Genomic DNA, 24,202 nt, shown 5'->3' with positions numbered 1-24,202 from the left:
GGTGGACGACGCGGAGATCGATCAAGAGAATCGCCGATGGGTGCGGGATCTCGCCGCCGCAGGCTCAAGGAGAGAGGCGACATGTGCCAAGTTGTATCCCTTGCTGCTCCGCGTCGCGCATTCTGAGGCTCGTCGACGCGCCTCCCGCCTCAAGTTGGACGGCCCGGAACTCGAGGACATCGCCCATCAGGCCGCCGCTGACGCACTGATGGCCATCACCGAACGGTTGGACAAGTTTCGGGGGGAGTCGCGGTTCACCACATGGGCGAGCAAGTTCGCGATCCTCAACGTGGCCACGAAGATGAACCGCCACTTCTGGCGTCGCCACGAGATCTCCTACGAACAAGAGGATTGGTCCAAGCTCGCTTCTCGGTTCGACGTCGGCCCCGAGGGTGAGGCGCAGGTCCGGGAATTCGCGGCCGCCGTCTCGGCTGCGGTGAACGAGAACCTGTCCGATCGCCAGCGGCTTGTGTTCGTTGCGACGGTCCTCAACGGCATGCCGATGGATGTTCTGGCCGACGAACTGGGCTCGACCCACAATGCGCTGTACAAGGTGCTCTTCGACGCCAGGAAGAAGCTCCGTATCGCGCTGGTGGCCGATGGCCACCTGCCTGAGCCGCCTGCGATTCGGTCGGTCTGAGGATCGCCTGCTTCGGACGCCAGGACGCCAGGACGCCATCGGCGCCATCGGGCGACTCGCGCCAGAGGGGGTCATCGGTTGGGGGTCGATATCCGGAGTGAACGCACGGCAGCATGGCCAGGTGATCAGCCGGCCCGCCTTGAGCTTCTTCAGCCGAACGCCACGCCCGCAGTCGTCGCCGGCGTGCCACGGTTGCGGAGTCAGGGGCTGCGCCGTTGGCCAGGATGGCGTGAACCGGGATCAGCGTTCGACGGGGTCCGGCTCTGGCGAAGAGGTGTCCAAGTCGCCCTTGCGGAGCCGGAAGACCTGAAGACGCAGCTCGTAGTACTTCTCCGTTTCGCCGACCCATTCCATCCCGATGCGGCGGGCGGCGCGTGTACCGCGATCGTTCTTGGGCCGTACGACGGCGAAGACCTCTTCCTCGCCGTTGCTGAACGCATAGTGGGCCAGAGCGTGACCCGCCTCGGCCGCTAGCCCGCGGCCCCAAGCCCAGGGAGCGAGCTGGTAGCCCAGTTCCAGGTCGTCGCCCTCCGGCGGCAGCGGAAGGATCTGCCCCGAGCCGGCGACGCGTCCGCTCTCGGTCTCTTCGATCACCCACCGGCCACTCGGGCGCCCTTCAGATCCCAGGGGTGCGGCGATCCACCTGTTGATCACCGCCCGCATCTGGTCGAGATCGTCGACGCGATCCATGGCCGGGGCCAGCCACCGGGAGATCTCCGTGCTGCCGTAGATGTCGAGCGCCTCCGCTGCGTCTGCTTGATGCCACGGACGCAGCCGCAACCGTGGTGTGCTGATGGTCGAGCCGACGATGGTGACCTCGTGAGACAACGCTGCTCCTCGACGGGGGACAGGACACGCCCAACAGGGCAATCAGGGGTTGATCACACTACGCCGGATCGGATGAAGTCGTCCATTTAAGCGCCAAGAGTCAAGCTTTCTCGGCTGCTGACGCTCAATGTCTGCCCAGTGGCGTCAACCTAGTTTGGACTATATAGTCCCATATGTAGGCGTCGGCTGGGCCGAGGCGCCGCGTAGACGGCGCGGGAACGACGGCCCAGCCGCGGTGGACGCCGAATCGCACGTAGAAGGAGCGAGAGATGAACGACACCGAATCGTCGCCCGAAGATCTGGCGATCCTCGTGCAACTCAATCTTGACTACAACCGTTCGGACCAGGCCGGCGATGCCAAGCGCCTTGGTGAATTCCTCGCTGGGGATTTCATCGTTCAGACACCGGGTGTCACCCGCAATCGTGAGGAGTACCTCGAAGATATCGCCAAGCCCCGACCCTTCAAGGATCAAGTGCTGCACGAAGTCAAGATCCGAATCCTTGGCGATGTCGCGCTGATCCACGGCAGGGTGACGTACACCATGATCGCCGATGGGGTGGAGCACGACGCGCTGTACACGGACGTGTACCAGAAGCGTGAGGGCGTCTGGCTCTGCGTCTCCGCCTGCGCAATCGCCCCGGGCGCCTGACCCGCCGCCATGTGAGCCGTTATGGCCGCCCGCGGGGCTCGTGCGGATACGCCGTGGCGCGCTCACCGAGCAGAGACCGGTCAGAACATGCGATCAGCCAGGAGAACGCGTGATCGAAAACGAAGAGCCGACGCTGACGCACCACGCACCCCAGATGCGCGTGGTCACGGCATCCTCGTGCACCGCGGCCGTCCGCGTCCCGGCTCAGCATTCAGCCGTCCGCGCTGCTGCCACCGGTGCGGAGCCCGGTGGCAGGCGGGGCTGGGCGTCCGTTGGTGCAGTCGCGCTCGGCGCGTTCGTCATCGTCATGACGGAGACGCTGCCAGTGGGGCTGCTGCCGGAGATCGCCGACGGGCTGCATGTCTCGCTCGGCCTCGCAGGGCTGATGGTGCTCGTGCCGGGCTTCAGCGCGGCGGTGTCGGCACCGCTGTTCTTCCTCGGCTCCGGCCGCTTCAACAGGCGCTCCGTCATCGTCGTCCTGGGGCTGACGGTGCTGGTGTCGAACGCGGTCGTCGCGGTGGCGCCGGACTTCGTCCTGGTGCTGATCGCCCGTATGATCTTTGGCGCCACTCTCGGGGCCTTCTGGACTGTGGTCTCACCGGTCGGACCCAAGCTGGTGGGCCCGGCCGGCGGCACCCGCGCCATCACCGCCATCGCGGCCGGTATCTCGGGTGGGACGGTGGTGGGGCTGCCGGCGGGGCAGTTCCTCGGCAACCTCGTCGGCTGGCGTCTCACTTTCGCCATCGCGGCAGCGGCGACGCTGATCGCCGTGGTCGTGCAGGCAGTCGTGCTGCCGAGCATTCCGCCGGACGGGCGTACACAACTGCGTGATCTCGTGGGAGTCGTGATGCGGCGGGCCGCCAGGTTCGGGATGGCGGCGGGCGCGATGGTGTTCGTCGGACAGTTCGCCGCCTGGACCTATGTCACCCCGTTCCTGATGGACCACACGCATCTGTCCAGCGGCGTGATCTCCCTGCTGTACGTCATCTACGGCATCGGTGGCATCGTCGGCTCACTCATCGCTGGATCGCTGTTCAAGCGCGGTGTGATCGGCAGCTTCGCCGGGGCGGCGGCGGTAGTGGCCGCCCTGCTCATCGCGCTGGCGAGCGCGGGCGCCATACCTTGGGCTGCCGGCCTGCTGCTCGTGCTGTGGGGTTTGCTCTGGGGAGTCGTGAACCCGGGAACGCTGGTCTGGATACTCGACGCGGCCCCGGAATCCCCGGAGGCCGCATCGGCGGTGAACGTGACGAACCTTCAGATAGCCCTGGCGGCAGGCTCGGGCATCGGCGCGATCCTGGTCTCGTCGACAACCTTGCAGACGGTGTTCCTCACGGCGGGCTTCATGGTCCTGGCCTCCGCCGCACTCGCCGTGGCGGCGGGGCGGGTCGTAACACTCGTCCGGAGGGGATGAGGAGACAGGAGGCAAAGAGCCTCCACCGCCCCTCGGCGTCCTCCCACGCTGATCGCCAAGGGCCGACGGTGCGACGGCCTCGACGAACGAGCGAGGTCGCGACAGTGAAGGTAAGACGGCGCTGCGATCCGACACCAATCAATCAGACCATGACGCGGTTCGTTGTGCCCGTCGATAACGAACACCGAACCGCACAATGCAGGAGCAGGAAGAACGACACCAAGCAGTCGGCCGAAGACCTGGCCATTCTCGACGTCGCTCTGATCCACGGCCGCAGCACCTGCACCATGCTCGCGAATGGAGCGAGGCAGGAAGCTCTGTATACGGACATGTACCGGAAGCGTGAGGGGACCTGGGTCCGCGTCTCCGCCTGCGCGATCGCTCCTGGCGCCTGACGGCGCCTGCGAAGCTGCTGGTCGCGACGTAACAAGCCGAGACCGTACGGTGAGCCAGCCCCTCATGATTCTCTCTGACACGCCCGGCTCCGGACGATGGAACACCTCCCGAGGACTCATTTGAGAGGGCTCACCGCACGATCTCGGCTACGTCGCCGTGCGCAGCCCACAACCCCCAGAAGCGCTGGCATGATCCGGAAAGAGGAAGACGGCTCGATGCAACACGTGACCCCGGCGACCAGCCCGGGCGGCCGGGACACAAGGCTGCGGCCGGCGTTCGTCTCCGCGGTGGTCTCCCTGGTGGCCGTGTTCGCCGCAGTGGGCTCGACGATCCCTCTGTTCAACATTTATCGAGTTGAGGACGGGTTCACCAACGCTGGCATCTCGCTGACCGTCGTCGCCTACTCCGCCGCTACTCTCAGCACCTTGCTGGTGCTGGGACGAATGTCCAACCATGTGGGCCGACGGCCCACCGCGATGGCCAGCCTCGGACTGCTCGTACTGGGTTGTCTGCTGCTCTTGAACGTGCACGACATCGGCATCCTGATCGCCGGGCGGTTGCTGATGGGTCTTGGTGCCGGGCTGGCCAGCAGCAGCCTCACCGCCTACATCGTTGACGCCGCACCGGCCAGGCCGACCTGGCTGGCCTCCGTCGCCTCCAGCCAGACGGTCATGCTCGGTCTTGCCGTCGGTGCCATCGCCTCTGGAGCGTTGGTCCAGTTCGGCCCCTGGCCACGTAAACTCATCTACCTGGTTGTCATCGTTCTGCTGCTGCTGTCCATCACGCTCGTCGCCATCAGCTCGGACACCGTGACCCCAGCGCCGGGCGGTTGGCGATCGCTGCGGCCCAGCGTTCGCGTACCGGTCCGAGTCAGGCGGCTGCTCCCCGTCGCAGCCGCGGTGCTCCTGGCCACTTGGGCGACCGGGGCGTTCTACCAGGCTTTCGTGCCTGCACTAGTCGAAGACCAACTTCATACCGACAGCCCGCTCGTCCTTGGACTGGTGTTCGCCGCTTACATGGGTCCCAGCGCTCTGGGCGCTCCCCTCGGGAGCCGATTCTCGCCGGCCGCGGCTCAACGCATCGGCATGATCGCTTTCCTGGCCGGATGGATCGGCATGATCACAGCGATCACCACCGGCGCACTTCCATTGTTCATCGCCGCGACCATCGTCGCCGGGGCCGCTCAAGGCATCGCCATCAGCGCCGCCACCCGTGGCCTCCTCTACGGCAGCAGGCTGACCGACCGGGCCCCGGTCTTCGCCGTGGTCTATCTCCTCAGCTACAGCGGCGCGACCATTCCCAGCCTCATCTCCGCTCAGCTCTCCAACGTCTTCTCAGTGCCGCACATCGCGCTCGGGTACAGCGCACTCGCCCTCATCGCCACCCTGTTCACCGTGATCGCCGCACGCGACCCGCACACTGGCACGATCAGCCAGCGCGCCGAGTGATGATGACAATGTGATGTACCGGTACAGCAGGTTCTGGCAGACAAGATGGCGTCCTGTGCTGGTCCGCCTGCTCGGCGTGCACCGCGAGGCGTTGCGCGGCTGGGTCCGGCGGGCCGAGGTCGACGGAGGACAGCGGCCGGGAACCTCGACGGCCGATGCGCAGCGGATCGCCGAACTCGAGCGGGAGGTCCGTGAGCTGCGGGGAGCCAACGAGATCTTGAAGTCGGCGGCCGCTGACCGGAGAACCCACCTACCTCAGCTGGGCAGGCGGCAGCGAACGCTAAACGCGGCCGCGCGGAGACCGTCACGCGGAGGGACGGGGGTGGTTCTGTTCGCGCCAGGCCCGCGGTGAGATGCCGTATGTCTGTTTGAACACCTTGCTGAAGTGGGTCGCGTCCGCGAAGCCCCAGCTTCGCCCGATCGCCGCGATGGTCCGCAGCCGCCCGTTCCGGCCGGCCAGTTCCCGCCTGCATTCGGCCAGACGGTGGGTACGGATCCAGTCTCCGAGGCTGATTCCCGAACGGGACAGCACAGCGTAGAGATGGCGTACGGAGATGTCGTGCGCGGCGGCTATCCGCGCCGCCGACAGATCCCGATCGGCCAGATGCTCACGGATGTAACGAGTGACCCGCAGGCTGAGTGTCGCCTCCAACGGCGCCTTGGCCAAGCCGGAGTCGCCGTACTGGGAAGTCAGGACGGCACGGAGGAGTTCGACGCTGGGTCGCACGGCGGCGTCGGTGTGCACACCCTGGTGCAGTTCGTCGGTGACGGCCAGTTGGGCGAAATAGGTGAAGGCGAGACGCGCGATGGGATTGTCGGCTCCCAGAGGGACCGCGGTGATGTCCCTCAGCAATCTGTCGGGGAGCGCGAGTGCGGCGCGGGGGAAACGGATGAAGCGGTGGTCGACTCCCTCGTCGAAGAGAAGTGTGTAGGGAGCGACAGACTCGAAGACGGCGCAGTCTCCCGGCTTCAGCAGGCACTCGCGACCGTTCTGCACCACCATGCTGCTGCCCGTCATCTGAACACCCAGAGTGACGGCCGGCTCTTCGTCCTTCCGGGCGAGCCGCTCCGTCCGACGGAGCGTGACGGCGGTCGCCCGCGCCGAACAGACCCTGAGAGGCCCGACGGCGCCGAGCCCTATGCGAACGGCGATGTCCTCAGCCGGTGGACCGTGGTCGATGTCGACTACCACCATGGATTTCCACACCGCGTTCCGGACCACTTCCTCCCGATCCCGCGGCGGTATGAACGCGGTGTCGAGGACCGGGCTCACGAGGCGGGCCTTCGTCCGCGTCGGTCACAGAGCCGACCTGGCCATACCTCGGCCCGTTCCCCCACAAGACTCCCCTCGACACGGCCGGTTCCCGACATCAGTCTGCCGCGATCGCCTCTCGCTGTACAACGGCTTCGACGGGCGCACGTGGAGCCCTCACCTGATACGGCGCCTGGGCTGTGCACCACTGACAAAGTTCCCAGCATGAATGACAAAGTCCGAAGCCCACGATGACCCTAAGGTCTATGGACGAGGTCAGGGAAGGGAGAGCGCCGCGCAGGTTGCCCTCCACTGACGCGATCGCCTTCGCCGTCGCCGTATCGAGCACGCGGCCGCCCCCGGCATCCTGATCTTTTTCTCATCACCCACCAACAGGGGAAATCATGTGGCATACGGAGCGTAACAAGAGGATTGCGGCCGCGGCGGCGCTGGGCGCATTGACGGTGCTCCTCACCACCGGATGCTCCTTCACTTTTGGCGACGTGGGGAAGAAGAGTGAGACGACGGCCGGCGAGGAAGCGGCCGGTGCCGAGGAGACCCCCACCGAGGAGCGGCAGACGACTGAGGAGAAGCGAGTCGCTGACGACCCCGCAGAGCCCGAGGACACGGGCGTCAGCGATGGCGGGGCCGTCCACAAGGCCCGAGTCGCGCAGACGATCTCCGACAAGCTCGCCGCGACCGCCGGCAAGCGTCCCGACAGGGTCACCTGTCCTGAGCACCTCCCGGCCCGGGCCGGCGCCACGATCCGCTGCGAGCTCACTGCCGGCAGCGACACTCTCGGTGTCACCGTCACTGCCACCTCGGTCAACGGCAAGCAGGTCAACTACAACTTCAGGGTCGACGGCAACGTCGGGTGAACACAGAGCTCGCGCGACCCGTCCGGGAAACGAAAGGCTCAGGCCGGAGATCCGGTCCCTTCGGGGGATCGGTCCTCGGAAGCGGAAGGCGCGACACGGGAACCGGGCTGTCGCCACTGTGCCTCGCTCGTCAGTTCGGTGTCGTGCTGTGAGCTGGTGTTCTGCCGCATGATCAGGGCGGTGGCTGCGGCCATCCCGGGGTGTTGTCGTCGCTGGCTTACCGATTGGTGAGCGACGTGTTCGGCCTGCTGGTCATCAAGGCAGCGCAAAGCGAGCAGCATGCCCGAAGGCGATGGCGGGCACCGTGTGGTGCGGATCGTAAGGGCTCGGTTGCAGCGCCGCATCGGAGAACTGCACCCAGGTCGCCCGTCCGTCGGCACTGCTGCCTTCCGAGATGAAGACGCCCTTGTAGGGCTTCACCGGCCGTGTCTCCACGCGCGCTGGATCGACGAGGGTTCGTGGCGCCGTCCGCATCCCGTAGTCGGAGTGGTAGGACCGAAGGGTACGCCGCTCCTTCTTGAGCCACGTCTGCAGGTTCCGCAGATGCCGCTCGGCTCCGGCTCCGTTGTCGGCGACTCCGTCGATGTCCCAGATTTCCCGCCAGCTGTCGACCAGAGCCGTCTCGGGTGAGGCGAAGATCGCGGGGTCGTAGAGCTTTTCGTCGATCGGGAGTGAGGTGCACAGGTTGAGCGGGTGGTCGATGCCATTGCTGAAGCCCGAGACAGTGAGGGCCCAGCGCATGGGGATCGGCTCGTCGTCGAACAGGCCCTTCTGGGGGAAGATTGAGGCCCGCCCGGCATGAAGTGACAGCCGCGCGGTCGGCGTCGCGCGGCTTGAGACAAGCTTGTGTCCGTAAAGGAAGCGCACGACTTCCTTGATGAGGCGGCTGAGCCCGAGTTGAGTGTCGAGCGGGCCCCAGCCGCCGGTCGGATTGACCGGCATGATGACGATGGGATTGCGCCCCGCCGCCTGGATCTGCGGGATGATCTTGTATCCCGCGAGGAGGTAGTTGATCGCGTGGTATGGGTAGGGCTGGACGAGATCCTTGGCGATCGCTGGGGCCCTGATGTCGTAGGGATAGCGTCCGAGGAAGGGATAGCCGTCCCCGGGAAAGTCCGGGGTTTTGGTCGGAGGCGAATAGAACACGACAACCTGCGGCGGAGTGCCGAGGGCCACCCGCGGCGCCCAGACCGCGATGAGGAAACGCGGCCCGCGAGGTGCTCCCGGCGTCGTCGTGAATCCGTATTCGAGGAAGACGAGATTGCCTGAGTCCTCGTTCTTGACCGCGGTGTCATTCGACGGATAGCCCGCCGGCGTCGGGCTGTCGAAGACCGCGGGATTGCTCAGTCGTCTGATTGTCGGATTGGTGAGGTAGGCCCCGTAGTAGATCCATCCCTGCCCCGGCTCGCAGAGCAGCGCTCGCGGGTTCTCCTTCACCTTCTGCTCAGGTGGGAAGGCAATCGTCGGCGCGAGCCGGATCGTTCCGTCGACCACGTCGACCAAGACCGTGTCGCCTTGCACGCTGATCGTGGCCGCGCGCATGTCGGCGAGCCATCGGCCGCCCATCTTGCGCACGGTGAATGTCTCGCTGGAGAACCCCGGGGCCTGGGTGCCGACGGTCAGATTCACCTCGTCGCCGGCGGGTTGAAGGTCCGTCGGCACGCCGGGTGCGAGCCGCGTGATGACTGGAACGCTCACCTCCCCGGGGCGGGGATTGCTGAGATAGCGCGCCACGAAGAAGGGTGGCGTGTATTCCCGCCCGTTGATATCGGACACGCGAACGACGAACCGCGTCATGGCCCAACCTCATCCGGCTTGTGGTCGGCAGTTGGCATCGACGGAGATTCGGTGATCAATGACCATGTGAGCTCCGGTCGAGAAGGGCCGCAACCCTGATGTCTGGTGGCGTGGAGACATAGGATATACACAGAGTACCTATATCGCTACTCATAGTATATCGTTGGCTGTGGGCGCGTCAGAGGATGCGGGGTGGGGGATCTCATGGCGATTGTGGTTACATTCACTGGCAAGTCGACGCTTCCGGGCCCGGACTCAGGGTTCCGGATCTGGTCGTACAAGATCGAGCCAAGCTCGCCCGGAGAGATCCCCGCGAACGAGCGGATCGCTCTTGGCCTGCCCCGCGATGTCGACGTGCGGGATCCCGCCCTCTATCCGGGCGTCACCGAACTGCAGAACACCTTCTTGGTGCGAGACCAGAACTCGACTCGGCAATATGTCGGTCGGGACACGCACCCGGCAGGCGCGCTGACCATCTCGTTCGTGGCCCCTGTCTCCTCGTCCACCAGCGAGATCATGCTCGTCAAGATGCCGGCCAACCAGCCCATGACGTCGCTGTCCTTCGCCACGAGCCAGGCGGGTGCTCAGGCCCCGGTGCAGACGATGACCGTACCCCTGCCAGGGAGGCCGGCGTTCAACGGCCGGCCGCTGTCCGACTTCAAGGGGTCATTGCCGTACGCCAGCGAGCTTTTCGGCGTCTACCAGCCGTTGGCCGGATGGTTCGGCGCGCTGAACACACGGTGGGCGCTGTCCCGCACCCTGGGCGGGGCGGGCTATTCCGACCTCGACGACATTGCGGAAACCGCCGCTCGCATGCTGGAGGAGGAGGACGCGTTGGCGGCGGTGGTCGGCCAGTGTGAGGCCGGTCTGCAAGGTGTGCTGTCGCCCGTGGGACTGGTCAACCTCTTCCGGGAGTACTTCTTCGAGTTCGACTCCTTCCTGGGGGTTCCTGCAGGTCATGTATGGCTCAGCCCCGGCGGCACCGTGGAACTGGTGGAGACCAGCACACGCCGTACCCTGGTGGAGAAGACCGCCGAGCAATCGCTGGAGACCTCCCGCAAGGTGGAGGAAAGCCTCACCGATCAGGACGATGTCGCCGACGCGGTCAAAGAGGCCAACGCCAACGACACCAAACTCGGCGTCAGTGCCACCGGTGGCGTGAATGCCCCCATCTTCCACGCTGACGCCAGCGCGAGTTTCAGTACGCAGAGCACGCGCGAACGGTCCTCAGAGCAGACGCACAAGCACAGTCGCACCCAGAGTTCCAAGGTCACGAGCGAGATCAAACGCAACTTCAAGACCACCTTCAAGACGGTCACGGAAAGCACCGACACTTCGAGCCGGCGCTACGTCCTGCAGAACACCTCCACCGAGGACCTCGTCAACTACGAGTTGCGGCGCAAAATGCGGAAAGTCGGCGTGCAACTCCAGCACATAGGCTCCCGCCTGGCCTGGCAGGTCTACATCGACAAACCCGGCCGCCACTTGGGACTGGGCGACATGGTGGATATGGTTCCCGCGCCGGACCTGACCGATATTCCTAAACCCGAGGTCAAGCCCTATCCACCTGACCAGAAGGTAACCCATTCGCTGTCGGTGCCCTTCCGTTGGATCCAGGGGGACGAGAACGCGGACCAGACCTATGTGACCTCGTCCGACAACATCGACCACGGAATCAACAAGGACTCACCCGGCGTCGACGACATCATCCTGTTCAGGTTCAATCTCCCGCTGCCGCCTGCGCCGGACGGCTTTGAGATCAAACGGCCGGGCACACCTCCCCTTCCGCCTCCCATTGACTTCCACGGTGCCCAGGTACAGTTCACCGCCACCGCCTCCGACCTGAACATGACCGCCAATCCCGACCCGGCGACGAACACCCTCGGAATACGCCTGACCTACGCGAACTTCCAGACCAAGAAATCCATGCCTTTCGACGTCACCATCGTCTACACGCCGAAAGCCGAGACCAAACAGGCCATCGACACGGCCAACAAGGCCGCCATGGACGACTATGCCGAACGGGTCTCCAAAGTGCAGCACGAGGCCTACGGCAACGCGGTGCGAGAGCGGCTGAAGAAGGTCAGCATGACGCGTTCGCGTTCCTCGGAGGACCTGCGTAAGGAGGAGCGGCACACGGTATTCCGGAACCTGATCCGGCGCATCGATCTCGGGCAGGATCCGCATCTGGGGTCGGAGCTGATCCAGCAGCTGTTCGACGTGGACGAGATGCTGTACTTCGTCGCCCCCGACTTCTGGCGGCCGAGCACCACCACTCCGTCCACCACGCCACCGCCTCCCACTCCACCAGAACCCACCCAAGGAAGCGTCGGCCACTATCCTTTGCCCCCCTATCCTCCCGGGTCGGGAGATCCGGCGCTCTTCCAAGGGGAAACCGTGGCGAGCCGATACTCCTTCACGGATGTCAACAACGCCCTCGATCCGAACGGCAATGCCACACCTGAATGGCGGGTCAACTACCTCATCACCGAAGAGACCCAGCCGGCGCCGATGGGTAGTTCGCTGGGCTGGCTGATCCAGCTCGACGGTGATGAGCGGCGCAATGAATTCCTCAACGCCGCCTGGGCCAAAGCGGTACTCCCGGTACGGCCGGGTCACGAGATGTGCGCGCTCCAGCTGCTCAGGAAGATCGAGGGCGAAGGGGTGTTCCAACGGCCTTACGCCTTCCAGGATGGCGACCCGAGCGAGTACCAGAACAAGACCGTCGGAGAGGTCCTGCAACTGCTCGCAGGCAGCCTCCAGCAGGCCAACCGGAACATGGACAACGTTCGTGCCGCCGAGAAGGTCTTTGAGAACGGCTTCGACCCGTTGGAGGGCGGCTTCCGACCTGCCGCGCCCTATCAGGTGTTCGACCAATGGATCGAAGTTCTTCCGACAGACCAGGTCGTGGCCGTGCAGGTCCGATACGACCCCAAGACCGGCCAGCAACTCTAGCTTCGGCGATGGCCTACAGACCCGCCCGAGCGTGACCACCGCCCTTTTTTCTAGGGCCCGGCCCGCACTCGACCGGGGACAGTACGCTCTTCGATCCCAGGTCAGACCCTGACCCGGGGCGGACGCCATTATCACCTGCGCCTGCAAGTGCAGGCCGGTCCGCCGAGCCTGGATCGCGGCCAGGTCGTGCAGATAGGTCCGTGATCGCATGGTGGCCTCTCTGAGAAGGGGCATCCCGTGGGATGCCCCCGGCCAGAAGTAGTTCGGGCTCAGCGGGGGAGGGGTTGTCCCTTCGTCTCCGGGCCCACGAACCAGATCACGCAGAGCGCGATGACGTACGACGTGACTCCGACGGTCGTCGCCGCGGTCGATATGCCACCGATCAGGCTGATGAGCAGCCCGGTTGCGAGCGTCACGAGGGAGCCTGCGATCCGGGCGTCGAGACGGCGAAGAAGAAGATCGGGATGATCAACGCCGATCCCGCGTAGTACAGCAGCATGGTGGGCTTGCGGCCCCACCGGTCTGCCAGATGGCCCAGCAGCAGGTACCCGGGCACGGACGCGGCGTTGAACACCAGGCCGGCGTTCGCGGCCCACCCGCCGCCGGACTGCCCTGCGTGCGTGGCGAGCTGGCCGGTGCACTGCGGGATCCAGGCCGACACGTGCCATGCACGCGCAGCTCGTGGAGACGCTGCGCGTCCTCGGAGTCCCCGCAGCGCCGGAGACAGCGGAGATGATCAACGCCATCGTGTTCGCCGGGTCCCGGCTGATCGAGTCCGGCACTGGCCTGCAGACCGTCTGGGAGTCCGCGCAGGGCCTGCTGGAGCCGTTCGTCCGCGCCTCGGACCAGACGACGCCCTGAGTGCCACCGACCTGAGGTGCGTCGCAGAGCCGGAACGCATCTTACCGACATGGTGTCGTTATCGCCTGGCCGAGCCCGGCGACCCGTACGTGTCGACCATGGAGTTCGACTCGGCCGAGGATTTCCGCGCCCGGATGAAGTCCGACTCCTTCAAGGCCGCTCACTCCGACGTCGACGCGCCCGGGATGCAGGCCCCCTCAGCGATCGAACTGTTCGATGTCCTGGAGGACTTCTCAGCCTGAACCATGCCCTGGCGGCTCGTCCACTGCCGCCCTTGCCCGCCGGGACCTGATGGCGCCTCCGGCGAGAGATGTGACGCCGATCCCGATCACGATGGTGACCGCGGGCCGGAGGGGTGTTCCAGCAAGGCGCGTCTCAGCTCGCCGGCGCAGGCGAGGACTGGGGGGTGAACCCGAGTTCCTGAGAGATCAGCGCCGAGGTCTCCAGCAGGAGCGGAAGCTTCTCCTTCAGCTGCTCCAAACTCGCGATCACCTCGATCGCGGTCACGGAGACGGCCGCGATGACCTGTCCGCGCGAATCCCTGATCGGCGCGGCGACGCACATGACATAGGCGTCGTGCTCGCCGTCGTCGACAGCCCAGCCGCGTTCGGCGACGCGGGTGAGCTCGGCCTCAAGGGATTCGCGGTCGGCGAGGGTGGTGCTGGTGTACCGCTCGAAGGCCACGTGCGAGAGCAGGCGATCGCGTTCCTCCCGGGAGAGATGGGCGAGGATCGCTTTGCCCACGGCGCTCGCGTAGATCGAGACGGCGCGGCCGATCCGTGACGGCAGCTTCACCGCGTCGAACGCGGGGCTGTCCACCTTGTCGACGTAGATGATCTCGTCGCCGGTCAACTGTGCCAGGTGCACGGTATGGCCCGTCTGCCGCTGAAGCGCACGGAGGTGCGGGGATGCGAACTGACGTAGGTCCATGGAACCGAGCGCGAGCTCCGACAGCTCGATGAGCCCGCTGCCGAACACGTACGTCCCGGCTCCCGTCTTGCGCACGAACCGTGCGTTCTCCAGCGTCTGGAGGATGCGGAGAGCCGTGGACTTGTGGACGCCGAGCACGTCCGCGGCCTCGGAGAGGGTCAGTGGATGCTCCGCGGTCAAGCGGATCAGGTCGATCGCGCGCCGGATCGTCTGCGCCACCTAACTCCTCCTTCGCGTTGCGTATTTTGCAATGTAGCGCATGACCTGCGCAATCGTCACTTGACAGCGTTGCACATGTCGCTACGATCGTTGCAATTCCGACAGGAAGTAACGAGTCATCACTCTGGAGCACAAATGAGGCTGCATCGCGTTCGCCGGAGCATGGTCGCGGCGGTCGGCGTCACCTGTATGGCCGCCGCACTCTTGACCGGCTGCGGCTCCGACGGCGGATCCGAAGGCGGCGTGACCAAGCTGACGTTCGCTGCCTCGACCCTCGGCGACCCCGGCCGGGGCCCGCTACTCACGAAATGGCTCGAGGAGTTCAACAAGAGCCAGAACAAGATTCAGGTCTCTCCCGCGGCGGTGCCGTACCCGACGTTCGGCCAGACCGTCCTGACCCAGATGGGCAGCGGAAAAGGGCCCGATCTCATCCGCTTCGACATGCCGGAGTTCGAGTCCGCCGCGGATGCCGGCCTCATCGCACCGCTCGACGACCTCATGGACGTCAGCAAGTACGACCTGATCAAGCAGCCGGACCAGTTCATGGTCCATAACGGCCAGCGTCACGGGATCATCTTCGAGGCGTCGAACTACGCGATGTTCTACAACGCCGACCTGATCAAGAAGCCGCCCACGACCTATGAGGAGTTCGTCGAGACGGCCAAGTCGCTGACCAAGGGCGACACCTACGGCCTGGCGTTCCGCCAGACGGAGGCCGAGGAAGCCGGCGTGTGGCAGGACATCTTCAATTACGTCTACGGCTTCGGCGGCGCGTGGTCGGACGGCCAGAAGCTGACGATCAACTCGCCCGCGAACCTCAAGGGTCTGCAGGCGTTCAAGGACCTGTACGACGCCAAGGTGATCCCGCGTGGCACGGACGCGGCGACGTTCCGCCGCATGTTCGCCGAGGGCAAGGTCGGCATGGAGCTCAACAACGGCGGCTATGTGACCGCGACCCGCGGCCAGAACGCCGATCTGAACTTCAACGTCGCACCCATCCCGTTCCCGGTCCGCAAGCAGGGCGCGATCCTCGCCCCCATCGTGATCAACGAGGCGAGCCCGGCCAAGGAGGCGGCGGCGACCTTCATCAAGTGGACGCTCGAGCCGGAGAACCAGGTCAAGCTGCAGGAGATTCTCGGAGCCAGCAGCGTGGCGACGGTCACCAAGCGAAGCCCTGAGCAGCTCAAGGAGACGCCGTTCCTGACCGTCTTCGACGACCTCACCGAGACGAGCCTGCCGCAGATCGTCCAGGGATTCGAGGCGAAGACACCGGACATCCGCAAGATCGTCGTGCAGAACGTGATCGCGGCGCTCCAGGGCACGGTCGACCTCAAGACCGCACTGGACCGCGCTCAGCAACAGGCGACCCAACTGGTTGGCTGACCGGACGACACCGCCGGCGAGCCCCTCCCGCCGGCGGCGTCCTATTCTCTAAGGACCACATTCGATGACCGCGCTGGAACAGCAGCAGCTTCCAGGGCCTCGAACCGGGACCCGGCGTCGAGGCAGCCCTCTGGGGAGCAGGTGGACGCCCTACTTCTTCCTGGCCCCCGCAGCCCTCTTCATCCTGGTCTTCCAGGTCGTTCCGCTGGCGCAGGAAGTCTTTCTGAGCTTCACGCGAACCTCTTTGCTGAACCCCGCACACAGCACCTGGGTGGGGTTCGACAACTTCACCCGTATCTTCGGCGATGAGGACTTCCGCCGTACCCTCCTCATCACCCTCGTCTACGTCGTCGTGTGTGTCGTCGCCGCCGTGGGAACCGGGCTCGCAGTCGCCCTGCTTCTCAACAAGGGCTTCCGCGGCCGGGGGCTGGCGCGGGCACTGGTGACCATTCCGTGGGCGGCGCCCGGCATCGCGGTCGCGCTCATCGCGATCTGGATGCTCAACCCGGACTACGGCATCGTGAACCGCGTCCTTGACGCGGTCGGCCTCGGCGTCCCCGGCGGCGCCATCCTCGACAGCCCGCGATACGCCCTCCCGGCCATCCTCGTCACGACCATCTGGCAGCTGTTCCCGTTCACCTCGGTGGTCTTGCTGTCGGCGCTGCAGGCCGTCCCGCCGCACCTCACCGAGGCCGCGACGATGGACGGCGCGGGACGATGGTGGACCTTCCGCGCCGTCACCTGGCAGTCCATCAAGCCGACCGTCGGCCTGCTCGCCCTCCTCATGACCATCTGGTCGCTGCGGCGATTCGAGCTCATCTGGCTCATGACGAAGGGAGGACCGGTCGGCGCGACCGAGACGCTGGTCATCGACCTCTACTCGCAGGCCTTCGACTCCAAACAACTCGGCTCGGCGGCGGCGGTCGGCATGGTCGGTGTGGTCATCTCGCTCATCGTCATCGCCGGCAGCCGGTTCGTCGCCCGCGCCGCTGAAAGGGAGGCCGGCTGATGAGGCTGTCCCACGTCGGTCTGACCCTGCGGATCGTCGCTGTTCTCGTCGTGCTCGGGATCGCCGTCTTCCCGCTGTACTGGATGTTCGTCACCGCGCTGTCCGGCGATTCGGAGCTCTTCGCAGCCGAAGCCCGGCTCGTCCCCGACTTCTCCCAGTTCGGAGTCTTCATCGACGCGCTGGCCGAAGGCAAGGCGGCGACCTGGCTGCGCAACAGTCTTGTGATCGCCGCGGGCACGACGGTTCTCTCGATCGGTCTCGGCATCCCGCTCGGCTACGCCCTCTCGCGATTCTCGTTCCGGGGCAAGGTCCTCGTGACCGTCGTGCTGCTGTTCACGCAGATGCTTCCCGAGGCGCTCATGGTCGTGCCGCTGTTCGCCCTCTTCCGGCGATTCGACCTCCTCGACTCCCTCGGCGGGCTCATCCTGGTCAACTCCGCCTTCGTCCTGCCGATCGTCGCCCTCATCCTCAAGGGCGCCATCGATGGCCTGCCCCGTGAGATCGAGGAGTCCGCGCGGGTCGACGGAGCACGACCGCTCACCGTGCTCACCCGCATCAACGTGCCGCTGATCGCCCCCTCGCTCGCCGCCAGCGCGGTCATCGCGTTCTTCCACGCCTGGAACGAGTACGTGTTCGCCGTGACGTTCATCTTCACTCCCGAGACGCAGCCGGCATCGGTCGGCATCGCCAACTTCATCGGCGAGCTCGGCACGCCCATCCAGACGGTCATGGCGGTCTCTTTCCTGTTCACGGCGCCGGCCGTCGTCTTCTACCTGTTCGTACAGAAGTATGTGGTCGCCGGCATGACCGCCGGCGCCGTGAAGGGCTGAGCCGCACGTGAAGATCACCTCAGTCGACACTCTCGTCGTCGACTTCTATCGCACCAATCTCGTGATCGTCCGCGTCTCGACGGACGAAGGAATCGTCGGACTGGGTGAAGCGACCCTGGAGGGCAAGGAACGCGCCGTCCAGGGCGCCATCACCGAACTGGCCGAGGCCGTGACCGGGCTGGACCCCACTCGCATCTCCGGCATCATGTACGAGCTGGCCAGGGACTGGTACTGGCGAGGCGGCCCCGTCATCATGACCGCGCTGAGCTCGTTCGAGATGGCGCTGTGGGACATCTCGGCACGAGAGTTCGGCGTCCCGGTCTCCCGCCTGCTCGGCGGCGCCACCCGCGACCGGGTGCGCGCGTACGCCAACGGCTGGTTCTCCGGAGCCGCCACGCCCGAGGAGTACGCGGCCGCCGCGCAGAGGACCGTCGACAGCGGCTTTCGCGGTCTCAAGTGGGATCCCTTCGAGAACTTCGACCTCACGATCACCTCCCGGCAGATGGACCGCGTGCTCGCGCAGATCGACGCCGTCCGCTCCGCCGTCGGGCCCGACGTCGAGCTGTTCATCGAGGGCCACGGCCGGTTCGACGTCACTCACGCCATCAAGATCGCGCGGGAGATCGCGCAGTTCGATCCGGTGTTCTTCGAGGAGCCCTGCCCTCCGGACAATCTCGACGCTCTCGTCGACATCCGCCGGGCATCGCCGGTGCCCATCGCCGCGGGGGAGCGATGGTTGGGACGGCAGGGTTTCGCGCCGGCGCTCGCCCGGCAGGCGGTCGACTTCGTCCAGCCTGATGTGACGCACGCCGGCGGCATCGCCGAGCTGGCCTTCATCTCGACGCTCGCCGCGACCGGCTACGTCGGGTTCGCGCCGCACAATCCCAGCGGACCGCTGAGCACGGCGGCGACGCTGCAGCTCGGGGCCGCCCTGCCCAACTTCCGCTACCTGGAGATCATGGCCACCGACGTCCCATGGCGCCCGGAGATCACCAACGAGAGACTCGTGCTGACGGAGGAGGGTGACATCCTCATCCCGACCGGGGCCGGTCTCGGCATCGAGCTCGACCTGGAGGCGATCGCACGGCATCCCTTCACACCCCACCCCATGCGGTTGTTCCAGGACGCCGTCTTCGACATCCGGCCCCCCGACGAGCGGTCCTTCTTCAACCTGGGAGACGGCGAATGAACCTGTCATCGTCCGATGAGCCCGCCTGGTTCGGGACGGCCGCGGACGCGCTGCCTGACGATGCCGCGGACGCCGTCCTGATCGGCCGGATCTGGGACCCCCTCGTCGAAGGGCCCTCACCCGTGGTGGTCCGCGACGGAGAGGTCATCGACATCAGCGAGGAGTTCCCGACGGTCCGCGATATCTGCGAGCTGCCGGAACCCGCTGCCGTGGTCTCCGGACTGAACGGCCGGCACGTCGGCGCCTTCGGGGACGTGCTCGCCAATACCGGGTCCCCTGCCCGCGACCGTACCCGGCCCTGGCTGCTCGCACCGGTCGACCTCCAGGCGCTCAAGGCCGCCGGGGTGACCTTCGCCGTCTCGATGATCGAGCGCGTCATCGAAGAACGGGCCGGCGGCGACATGGCACTCGCGGCGGACATCCGCCGCCGGATGCTCGCCGGCATCGGCGCCGACCTTCACGACCTCTCGCCAGGTTCCGAGGATGCGGCGCGGCTGAAGACCCTGCTGGTCGCCGAAGGCATGTGGAGCCAGTACCTGGAGGTCGGGATCGGCCCTGATGCCGAGATCTTCACCAAGGGCCAGATCCTGTCCGCCATGGGAACCGCGGTGCCCGTCGGGGTGCTCGCCGCCTCGACATGGAACAACCCGGAGCCCGAGGTGTCACTCATCGTCCAATCGAGTGGCCGGATCGTGGGGGCGACGCTCGGCAACGACGTCAACCTCCGGGACGTCGAAGGCCGATCCGCGCTCCTGCTGCCGATGGCGAAGGACAACAACGCGTCCTGCGCGCTCGGCCCCCTCATCCGGCTCTTCGACGAGCGGTTCGACCTGGAACAGGTACGCGGCCTCGCGGTGCGGCTGGACGTCGAAGGCGAGGACGGCTTCCGCCTTGAGGCGGTCTCGGAGATGTCGCGGATCTCACGCGATCCGGAAGCGCTGGTGCGGCAGCTGATCGGCCCGCACCATCATTACCCCGACGGCGCGGTCCTCATGCTCGGCACGATGTTCGCGCCCATCCAGGACCGCGACCACCCAGGCGAGGGGTTCACGCACAAGACCGGCGATGTGGTGAGGATCAGCTCTCCCGTACTCGGCACCCTGGTCAACCGCGTCCAGAACGCCGAGGACTGTACGCCTTGGAGCTTCGGGATCCGCGACCTCATGGGAAATCTCCACAAGAGAGGACTGTTGTGAGCACTGTCCTGCCCGAAATCCGAGGATAGCCGCGCGTTACGACCGGTTCCTGGGCCCGGCCAGGGCTCAGGGCGGCCTTCAAGCGGCGAGAAAGGAGAGTGAAAGGTGGGGCTGGAAGGGTCAGCACGTCTGTAAGAGAGAGGTGAACATGACGGTCCACACCCCCGCGCCATCCGGCACCGCGCGTCGGTCGGCACGGCTTGGCCCCCTGGTGATCGGCCTGATCGTGGGCGTCGTGTTGTGCGCAGGGGCGGTGATCGCGATGCGCTGGCCCGCCCAGCAGACCCTCTATACCGACAAGCAGCCGGGCACGGTCGCGTACGACGACGACTCCTCGCACGTGATAGCGCTCATTCGCGATCACTCGCTGCTGGAGGACTCCTATCGCCTGTACGCGGGACGCGATCCGTCGCTGCGCTACGGCCACTTCGTCGACGTCGACCTCCCGGGCATCGCCGACAAGCCGGTGCAGTCCACACAGTGGACTCCGGAAGGCGTACAGGTTCGCTTCGGCACTGGGCACGAGCTGTTCGTCCCCGCCGCCTCCTTCACCGGCGGCCGGTAGGGGACTGTACGGGATTACTGGACGGACCCGACTTCCCTCTGTGCGGCTGCACGACCTGAGACATGGAGCAGCGGGGACTGTACGGTCACTGGCTCCGGCCCACTTTCGGTGGTGGCGGAAAGTGGTTAGCCGAGCGGGATGCGATGACGGAGGAGCGCGAAGCCGGCTCGCCCGTACATCTGCCTTTTGATTATTGTCGTTTTGTGTTGACGCCTTCGGTGCCGCCGTTGTGGAACGGGAGGGTGAGGGCGGCGTTGACGGCGGCCCGGTCGTAGTCCAGCCCGCGGGTGAAGGCGTGCAGGTGGGGCAGGGTCGGCCTGACGCGCTTGTTCGATCCGGGCGGTCAGTCGCTGGTCGTGGCCCTGCCTGGGGTCGAGGAGAGCGGCGAGGTCCCGGACGGGTCCGGCGAGCATGGTCATCTCGTGGCAGTGGCGGTGATGGCGGCGTCCAACCGCTCGGCGTGGTGGCCGGTGAGCTTGCTCGGTTCGGTGAGAAGAAGGCCGGCCAGACGCTTGGGTGAGATCGCGGGCCGGTCGCATTCGACGTGGCGGCCGGGCATAACGGCGGCGATGCTGCCGCGCGCGTACCGGGACGCGGTAGAGATCGTGGTCGATGCCGACCGGGCAATGCGGGCCGGGCAGAGCGCGGTGGCGATGGGGCTGCCGGATGTGGCCGTCCCCGGCGAGAGAAGAGCCCTATGCAGGCACCGTACGACACCGGCCTGGCCGCTGACGTCTTTGCGGAGGCGAAGAACACCTTCAACTGGCTCATCGGACAGCTCACCGACGCGGCGTCCGGCATGCTGACCCATGACCGGCTGGAGGAGACGATCGTCGAGCAGGGCCGTGAGCTGCAACGCCAGCTGCTGCGAGCACACCTTGATCTGCGGGCGCTACGCGAGCGGCAGCAGGCGCATCATGCCCGCCAGGATGCGGCCCGCCGCACTGATCGCAGCCGGGCTGTAGGCCGCGCTGGCCGAACTCGCGCTCCTCGTGCTGATCCTGGTGGCTATGCTGCTCGCCGAGCACAGGCAGCGGCCCGCCTGAAGGTCACGGGCTGGCGATGTACGACGTCAACCGTCGTTCCGCCCGGAACCAGCAGGCAGAGCAGGACGAGTGGCGCGGGCGTGACGGGCACGGGACCGCCGCGAGTCGCCGGCAGTGCAGAGCCGACCCCGAGTGCGGCGCCGCCCGGGGCCGGACGACGCCGCTTGCCTGGGACGGGTCAGTTCTCGATCTTCCCGCCGCCACCGCCGCAGCTGTTGATCACCCGGAGGTAGTACGACGCGTAGAGGCCGCGCACGTAGCCGCTGGCGACGCCCGCGCCGACGTGGCGGCTGTACACGATCGCCCCGTTGGTGCTGTCGATGATGCGGAAGTCGGCCTGGGCGCACGTGAGGCCGCCTCGTACCGAGAAGTAGATGTAGTGCTCGGCGGCGTCCGCCGGAATGGAACCGCTGCTGCAGGAGGAACTGCCGACGCTCACATAGCAGGACGCCGAGGCGGCCTGGGCCATCCCGGGAGTGAGGGTCAGCCCGAGCCCCGCCGCGGCGGCCACCACCGCCGCGCGCTTGACGCCGCTCACCGCGCTCCACCTCCTTCCCGGCTTCGTGCGAATTGCTCGTCCTTCGATCTCACTGCTGACTTTACTGTTGCTGCTCACTTTCTCCTCCGTCACTCGCTGGACTGCCGGTGCATCGAGAGCTTTACATAAACGCTCCCGGAGAACTTGCCCGCGCGCGCCGACTCTTTGACCGGAGGTGACTGACAGAGGCTTTACCGGACCCGCCCGTCTCGCATGTGGCGGCGATAACTCGCCGGCGGGAGCCCGAAAGTCCGGCGGAAGAGGCGGTTGAAATGCGCGTCGCTGATGAATCCCCACCGCGCGGCGATGACATTGATCGGGACGCTGTCCGTCAGGGGGTCGGCCAGGGCGCGCCGGCACCGTTCGAGCCGCCGGTCCCGGACCCAGCCGCTGATGGTGAGCCCTTCCTGGAGGAAGAGCCGCTGCAGGTGGCGGAGTGAGACGTGATGGGCCGCGGCGATGTCGGCGGGGGACAGGCTCAGGTCGTCGAGGTGCCGCTCCACGAAGTCCTGGACGCGCAGGACGAGCACCTGGCCGGAATCCGGCAGGAGCGTGTCCGGGTCCTTCTCCAGCTCGTGCGCCAGCAGCGCCGTCAGCAGGTCGACGACGATCGTGGACAGCCTGCCGCGGTCGGCCGCCAACAGGTGGCCCGCGTTCGACAGCGACTGCTGGAGCAGGCCGCCGAGTATCGCGCCCACGCCGTGCCGCCCGGACATCCGCCGGCCCAGCAGCGGCTTCACGATGGTCTCCGAGAGCCGCAGCACGTCGTGCGGGAACTGGACGATCAGCCCCTCGGACAGGCCATCCCCGTCGGCGGCGCTCCATGCCTTGAAGGGGCGGGAGGTGTCGTACAGGACCAGATCGGTGGGTGCCAGGACCGCCTGGCCGTGCCCTTGCTCCAGCCCTGAACGGCCCCCGACGGTGACCGAGAGCTGGTATGCCTCCGGGTCGGAGCGCCGGATCCGGCTGGCGCTTCGATGCGCCTCGAACCCGACGCAACTGACCCTGGTCAGGTGCACCGGGCCGAGATCGACCGAACGCATCTCGGCCCAGAAGTCCTCCGCGTGCGCGCTGAAGGCCTCGACCGAGACCACCGCCTTGGCGACCGACTCCCACCAGACCTCGAACCGATCCCCCGCCGGGACATCGTCGAGTCGCACCACGCATTCGCCCATCTGCCACCTCCCCCGTGGGCGCCGCAGCCGGGCGCCGGCTGCAAATACAGGCATCAGATATTCGTCCCCCACGATGCGACGGCAGCCCTATGGCACGCGCCGCTCAGACCTCCGCGTTCATATTCAGCGGCACGAGCCCGCGGGCACAACGAGTTTTACCTCAGCGGAAAACATCCTGCTGACAATACGGGCACAACCCGCCTGGCGCGGACGGTCAAAGGAACGGCGTACGGCGGCAATCTCGCATTCGACGGCGGTGTGAGACTTCGGGTCAGGGACGGGACACGGTCGTCCCATGACACACGAGGAGACAGACATGCGCCGCACGATCCGCAGGACATTGTTCGTTTTAGCCGCGGCTCTGTCCACGGCGGCTCCACTCATGGTGACCTCCACGGGTTCCGCCGCGGCCGCCGCCGACTGGGACCGGGTCAGCTGCAGCATTCCGCCCCTGGTGGCACAAATGACGACGCGGAAGTGCACGCCCATCCCCGCGCACCGGTCACAACACTGGGTTCTCATCGACGTCGACCAGATCGCCCGCTCCACCGAGTGGTGGCTGACCGACCTCGACACCGGCGTGGTGGTCGGGCACGGCACCGGTGACGCCAGGAACCGGACCATCTACGGGCTCTACGGGGAGCGGTACGAACTGCGCGTCTACGGGTACGGCACCAACGCCTGGGCGGCCAACTACACCTGATCCGACCACGGGAGCAGCCGTCGCGGATGCCGGGCGGCGGCTGCTTTTCGCGCGCGGGTACATGTGCGGGAAGTTAGCGTAGGACGTGCCGGGGTCGCCGCGTGCCAGGTGCTCTGTGAGGTGATCGGCGCCGCGTGATGCTCCAGAACGCCATCGTCGACCAGCATCCACCGAGAGGGACAGGCATGGCGCATCGTTCCAAGGGCACACTCAGGATCGTCTTCACCGCCGAAGATCTCGCGCTCACCCGGATGGCGATCCGTACCGACCTGATGTGGGAGATGGTCGGCAGCCTGCACCGCC

General features: G+C 66.4%; 24 protein-coding genes and 1 pseudogene. 16 read left to right on the top strand and 9 right to left on the bottom strand.

Translation table 11 applies throughout. The features are described from left to right. Position 1 precedes the first annotated feature (1 nt). Positions 2-640, top strand: coding sequence for a sigma-70 family RNA polymerase sigma factor (locus tag ABFX54_RS25060; protein ID WP_346108569.1), 639 nt, complete (start codon positions 2-4; stop codon positions 638-640). 240 nt (positions 641-880) lie between these two features. Here ABFX54_RS25060 and ABFX54_RS25055 read toward each other — a convergent pair whose 3' ends face one another. Continuing rightward, positions 881-1,468 (bottom strand): GNAT family N-acetyltransferase, encoded by a 588-nt coding sequence (locus ABFX54_RS25055; protein ID WP_346108568.1) that lies wholly within the window; start codon positions 1,466-1,468, stop codon positions 881-883. Between the two features lie 269 nt (positions 1,469-1,737). On the opposite strand from ABFX54_RS25055, the gene ABFX54_RS25050 reads away from it, so the two are divergent. The 4 genes and pseudogenes from ABFX54_RS25050 to ABFX54_RS25035 all read left to right on the top strand — a co-directional run. Next, positions 1,738-2,118, top strand: coding sequence for a nuclear transport factor 2 family protein (locus tag ABFX54_RS25050; RefSeq protein WP_346108566.1), 381 nt, complete (start codon positions 1,738-1,740; stop codon positions 2,116-2,118). Positions 2,119-2,227: 109 nt separating this feature from the next. Next, positions 2,228-3,529 carry an MFS transporter gene (locus ABFX54_RS25045; RefSeq protein ID WP_346108564.1) on the top strand — a complete coding sequence of 434 codons (1,302 nt, stop codon included), beginning with the start codon at positions 2,228-2,230 and terminating at the stop codon, positions 3,527-3,529. Positions 3,530-4,113: 584 nt separating this feature from the next. Next, positions 4,114-5,373: an MFS transporter gene (locus tag ABFX54_RS25040; RefSeq protein WP_346108562.1), complete on the top strand. Its 1,260-nt coding sequence runs from the start codon at positions 4,114-4,116 to the stop codon at positions 5,371-5,373. Positions 5,374-5,464: 91 nt separating this feature from the next. Next, positions 5,465-5,608, top strand: a pseudogene (locus ABFX54_RS25035) (transposase); the annotation flags it as partial. A gap of 69 nt (positions 5,609-5,677) precedes the next feature. On the opposite strand, the gene ABFX54_RS25030 reads toward ABFX54_RS25035, so the two are convergent. Beyond that, positions 5,678-6,646, bottom strand: a complete 969-nt coding sequence (locus tag ABFX54_RS25030) for an AraC-like ligand-binding domain-containing protein (RefSeq protein WP_346108560.1) — start codon at positions 6,644-6,646, stop codon at positions 5,678-5,680. Between the two features lie 383 nt (positions 6,647-7,029). Between ABFX54_RS25030 and ABFX54_RS25025 the strand changes: the two genes are divergently transcribed. Beyond that, complete coding sequence (locus tag ABFX54_RS25025; protein WP_346108558.1) at positions 7,030-7,503, top strand: DUF4333 domain-containing protein; 474 nt, start codon at positions 7,030-7,032, stop codon at positions 7,501-7,503. Positions 7,504-7,758: 255 nt separating this feature from the next. Here ABFX54_RS25025 and ABFX54_RS25020 read toward each other — a convergent pair whose 3' ends face one another. Continuing rightward, the gene (locus ABFX54_RS25020; RefSeq protein ID WP_346108557.1) at positions 7,759-9,300 is read right to left on the bottom strand and encodes a hypothetical protein; all 1,542 of its coding nucleotides are present in this window, start codon (positions 9,298-9,300) and stop codon (positions 7,759-7,761) included. Positions 9,301-9,492: 192 nt separating this feature from the next. Between ABFX54_RS25020 and ABFX54_RS25015 the strand changes: the two genes are divergently transcribed. Then, positions 9,493-12,255, top strand: coding sequence for a hypothetical protein (locus tag ABFX54_RS25015; RefSeq protein WP_346108555.1), 2,763 nt, complete (start codon positions 9,493-9,495; stop codon positions 12,253-12,255). A 269-nt stretch (positions 12,256-12,524) separates the two neighbouring features. Here ABFX54_RS25015 and ABFX54_RS25010 read toward each other — a convergent pair whose 3' ends face one another. Together ABFX54_RS25010 and ABFX54_RS25005 are read right to left on the bottom strand one after the other, a co-directional pair. Further along, on the bottom strand, positions 12,525-12,671 hold the full coding sequence (locus ABFX54_RS25010; protein ID WP_346108553.1) for a hypothetical protein: 147 nt from the start codon (positions 12,669-12,671) through the stop codon (positions 12,525-12,527). Further along, positions 12,668-12,916, bottom strand: a complete 249-nt coding sequence (locus ABFX54_RS25005) for a hypothetical protein (protein ID WP_346108551.1) — start codon at positions 12,914-12,916, stop codon at positions 12,668-12,670. Before ABFX54_RS25005 ends, ABFX54_RS25010 begins: the two co-directional genes overlap by 4 nt. Positions 12,917-12,921: 5 nt before the next feature. Between ABFX54_RS25005 and ABFX54_RS25000 the strand changes: the two genes are divergently transcribed. Next, a complete protein-coding gene (locus ABFX54_RS25000; RefSeq protein WP_346108549.1) occupies positions 12,922-13,116 on the top strand; it encodes a hypothetical protein in 195 nt (64 codons plus the stop codon). A gap of 98 nt (positions 13,117-13,214) precedes the next feature. Beyond that, positions 13,215-13,358, top strand: a complete 144-nt coding sequence (locus ABFX54_RS24995; RefSeq protein ID WP_346108547.1) for a hypothetical protein — start codon at positions 13,215-13,217, stop codon at positions 13,356-13,358. Positions 13,359-13,491: 133 nt separating this feature from the next. Here ABFX54_RS24995 and ABFX54_RS24990 read toward each other — a convergent pair whose 3' ends face one another. Then, a complete protein-coding gene (locus ABFX54_RS24990) occupies positions 13,492-14,265 on the bottom strand; it encodes an IclR family transcriptional regulator (protein WP_346108545.1) in 774 nt (257 codons plus the stop codon). A 162-nt stretch (positions 14,266-14,427) separates the two neighbouring features. On the opposite strand from ABFX54_RS24990, the gene ABFX54_RS24985 reads away from it, so the two are divergent. The 6 genes from ABFX54_RS24985 to ABFX54_RS24960 all read left to right on the top strand — a co-directional run bounded on the left by ABFX54_RS24985 (position 14,428) and on the right by ABFX54_RS24960 (position 20,437). After that, positions 14,428-15,648: an ABC transporter substrate-binding protein gene (locus tag ABFX54_RS24985; protein WP_346108543.1), complete on the top strand. Its 1,221-nt coding sequence runs from the start codon at positions 14,428-14,430 to the stop codon at positions 15,646-15,648. Between the two features lie 64 nt (positions 15,649-15,712). Continuing rightward, positions 15,713-16,657 carry a carbohydrate ABC transporter permease gene (locus ABFX54_RS24980; RefSeq protein WP_346108541.1) on the top strand — a complete coding sequence of 315 codons (945 nt, stop codon included), beginning with the start codon at positions 15,713-15,715 and terminating at the stop codon, positions 16,655-16,657. After that, a complete protein-coding gene (locus ABFX54_RS24975) occupies positions 16,657-17,487 on the top strand; it encodes a carbohydrate ABC transporter permease (protein ID WP_346108539.1) in 831 nt (276 codons plus the stop codon). The genes ABFX54_RS24980 and ABFX54_RS24975 overlap by 1 nt, the downstream gene beginning before the upstream one ends. A 7-nt stretch (positions 17,488-17,494) precedes the next feature. Then, the gene (locus tag ABFX54_RS24970) at positions 17,495-18,676 is read left to right on the top strand and encodes a mandelate racemase/muconate lactonizing enzyme family protein (protein ID WP_346108537.1); all 1,182 of its coding nucleotides are present in this window, start codon (positions 17,495-17,497) and stop codon (positions 18,674-18,676) included. Beyond that, on the top strand, positions 18,673-19,872 hold the full coding sequence (locus tag ABFX54_RS24965) for a fumarylacetoacetate hydrolase family protein (protein WP_346108536.1): 1,200 nt from the start codon (positions 18,673-18,675) through the stop codon (positions 19,870-19,872). The genes ABFX54_RS24970 and ABFX54_RS24965 overlap by 4 nt, the downstream gene beginning before the upstream one ends. A 148-nt stretch (positions 19,873-20,020) precedes the next feature. Next, complete coding sequence (locus ABFX54_RS24960) at positions 20,021-20,437, top strand: hypothetical protein (protein WP_346108534.1); 417 nt, start codon at positions 20,021-20,023, stop codon at positions 20,435-20,437. A gap of 415 nt (positions 20,438-20,852) precedes the next feature. Here ABFX54_RS24960 and ABFX54_RS24955 read toward each other — a convergent pair whose 3' ends face one another. The 3 genes from ABFX54_RS24955 to ABFX54_RS24945 form a co-directional block, all read right to left on the bottom strand. After that, positions 20,853-21,293 carry a hypothetical protein gene (locus tag ABFX54_RS24955; protein ID WP_346108686.1) on the bottom strand — a complete coding sequence of 147 codons (441 nt, stop codon included), beginning with the start codon at positions 21,291-21,293 and terminating at the stop codon, positions 20,853-20,855. 368 nt (positions 21,294-21,661) lie between these two features. Continuing rightward, positions 21,662-22,021: a hypothetical protein gene (locus ABFX54_RS24950; protein WP_346108533.1), complete on the bottom strand. Its 360-nt coding sequence runs from the start codon at positions 22,019-22,021 to the stop codon at positions 21,662-21,664. 191 nt (positions 22,022-22,212) lie between these two features. Continuing rightward, positions 22,213-23,196, bottom strand: a complete 984-nt coding sequence (locus tag ABFX54_RS24945) for an AraC-like ligand-binding domain-containing protein (protein ID WP_346108531.1) — start codon at positions 23,194-23,196, stop codon at positions 22,213-22,215. A gap of 463 nt (positions 23,197-23,659) precedes the next feature. Between ABFX54_RS24945 and ABFX54_RS24940 the strand changes: the two genes are divergently transcribed. Further along, entirely contained in the window at positions 23,660-23,899 is a 240-nt protein-coding gene (locus tag ABFX54_RS24940; RefSeq protein WP_346108530.1) for a hypothetical protein, read from the top strand. Positions 23,900-24,202: the final 303 nt, after the last annotated feature.

The organism is Nonomuraea maheshkhaliensis, from assembly GCF_039529435.1.
GTDB lineage: Bacteria > Actinomycetota > Actinomycetes > Streptosporangiales > Streptosporangiaceae > Nonomuraea > Nonomuraea maheshkhaliensis.
This window is presented reverse-complemented; position numbering and strand designations above follow the sequence as displayed.

What these genes read in the sequence shown, in the direction of transcription:
- ABFX54_RS25050 (WP_346108566.1), top strand. Translation starts at nt 1,738, where the DNA reads ATGAACGACACCGAATCGTCGCCCGAAGATCTGGCGATCCTCGTGCAA.
- ABFX54_RS25040 (WP_346108562.1), top strand. Translation starts at nt 4,114, where the DNA reads ATGATCCGGAAAGAGGAAGACGGCTCGATGCAACACGTGACCCCGGCG.
- ABFX54_RS25025 (WP_346108558.1), top strand. Translation starts at nt 7,030, where the DNA reads ATGTGGCATACGGAGCGTAACAAGAGGATTGCGGCCGCGGCGGCGCTG.
- ABFX54_RS25020 (WP_346108557.1), bottom strand. Translation starts at nt 9,300, where the DNA reads ATGACGCGGTTCGTCGTTCGCGTGTCCGATATCAACGGGCGGGAATAC.
- ABFX54_RS25000 (WP_346108549.1), top strand. Translation starts at nt 12,922, where the DNA reads ATGCACGCGCAGCTCGTGGAGACGCTGCGCGTCCTCGGAGTCCCCGCA.
- ABFX54_RS24995 (WP_346108547.1), top strand. Translation starts at nt 13,215, where the DNA reads ATGGAGTTCGACTCGGCCGAGGATTTCCGCGCCCGGATGAAGTCCGAC.
- ABFX54_RS24985 (WP_346108543.1), top strand. Translation starts at nt 14,428, where the DNA reads ATGGTCGCGGCGGTCGGCGTCACCTGTATGGCCGCCGCACTCTTGACC.
- ABFX54_RS24980 (WP_346108541.1), top strand. Translation starts at nt 15,713, where the DNA reads ATGACCGCGCTGGAACAGCAGCAGCTTCCAGGGCCTCGAACCGGGACC.
- ABFX54_RS24975 (WP_346108539.1), top strand. Translation starts at nt 16,657, where the DNA reads ATGAGGCTGTCCCACGTCGGTCTGACCCTGCGGATCGTCGCTGTTCTC.
- ABFX54_RS24965 (WP_346108536.1), top strand. Translation starts at nt 18,673, where the DNA reads ATGAACCTGTCATCGTCCGATGAGCCCGCCTGGTTCGGGACGGCCGCG.
- ABFX54_RS24960 (WP_346108534.1), top strand. Translation starts at nt 20,021, where the DNA reads ATGACGGTCCACACCCCCGCGCCATCCGGCACCGCGCGTCGGTCGGCA.
- ABFX54_RS24945 (WP_346108531.1), bottom strand. Translation starts at nt 23,196, where the DNA reads ATGGGCGAATGCGTGGTGCGACTCGACGATGTCCCGGCGGGGGATCGG.
- ABFX54_RS24940 (WP_346108530.1), top strand. Translation starts at nt 23,660, where the DNA reads ATGACGACGCGGAAGTGCACGCCCATCCCCGCGCACCGGTCACAACAC.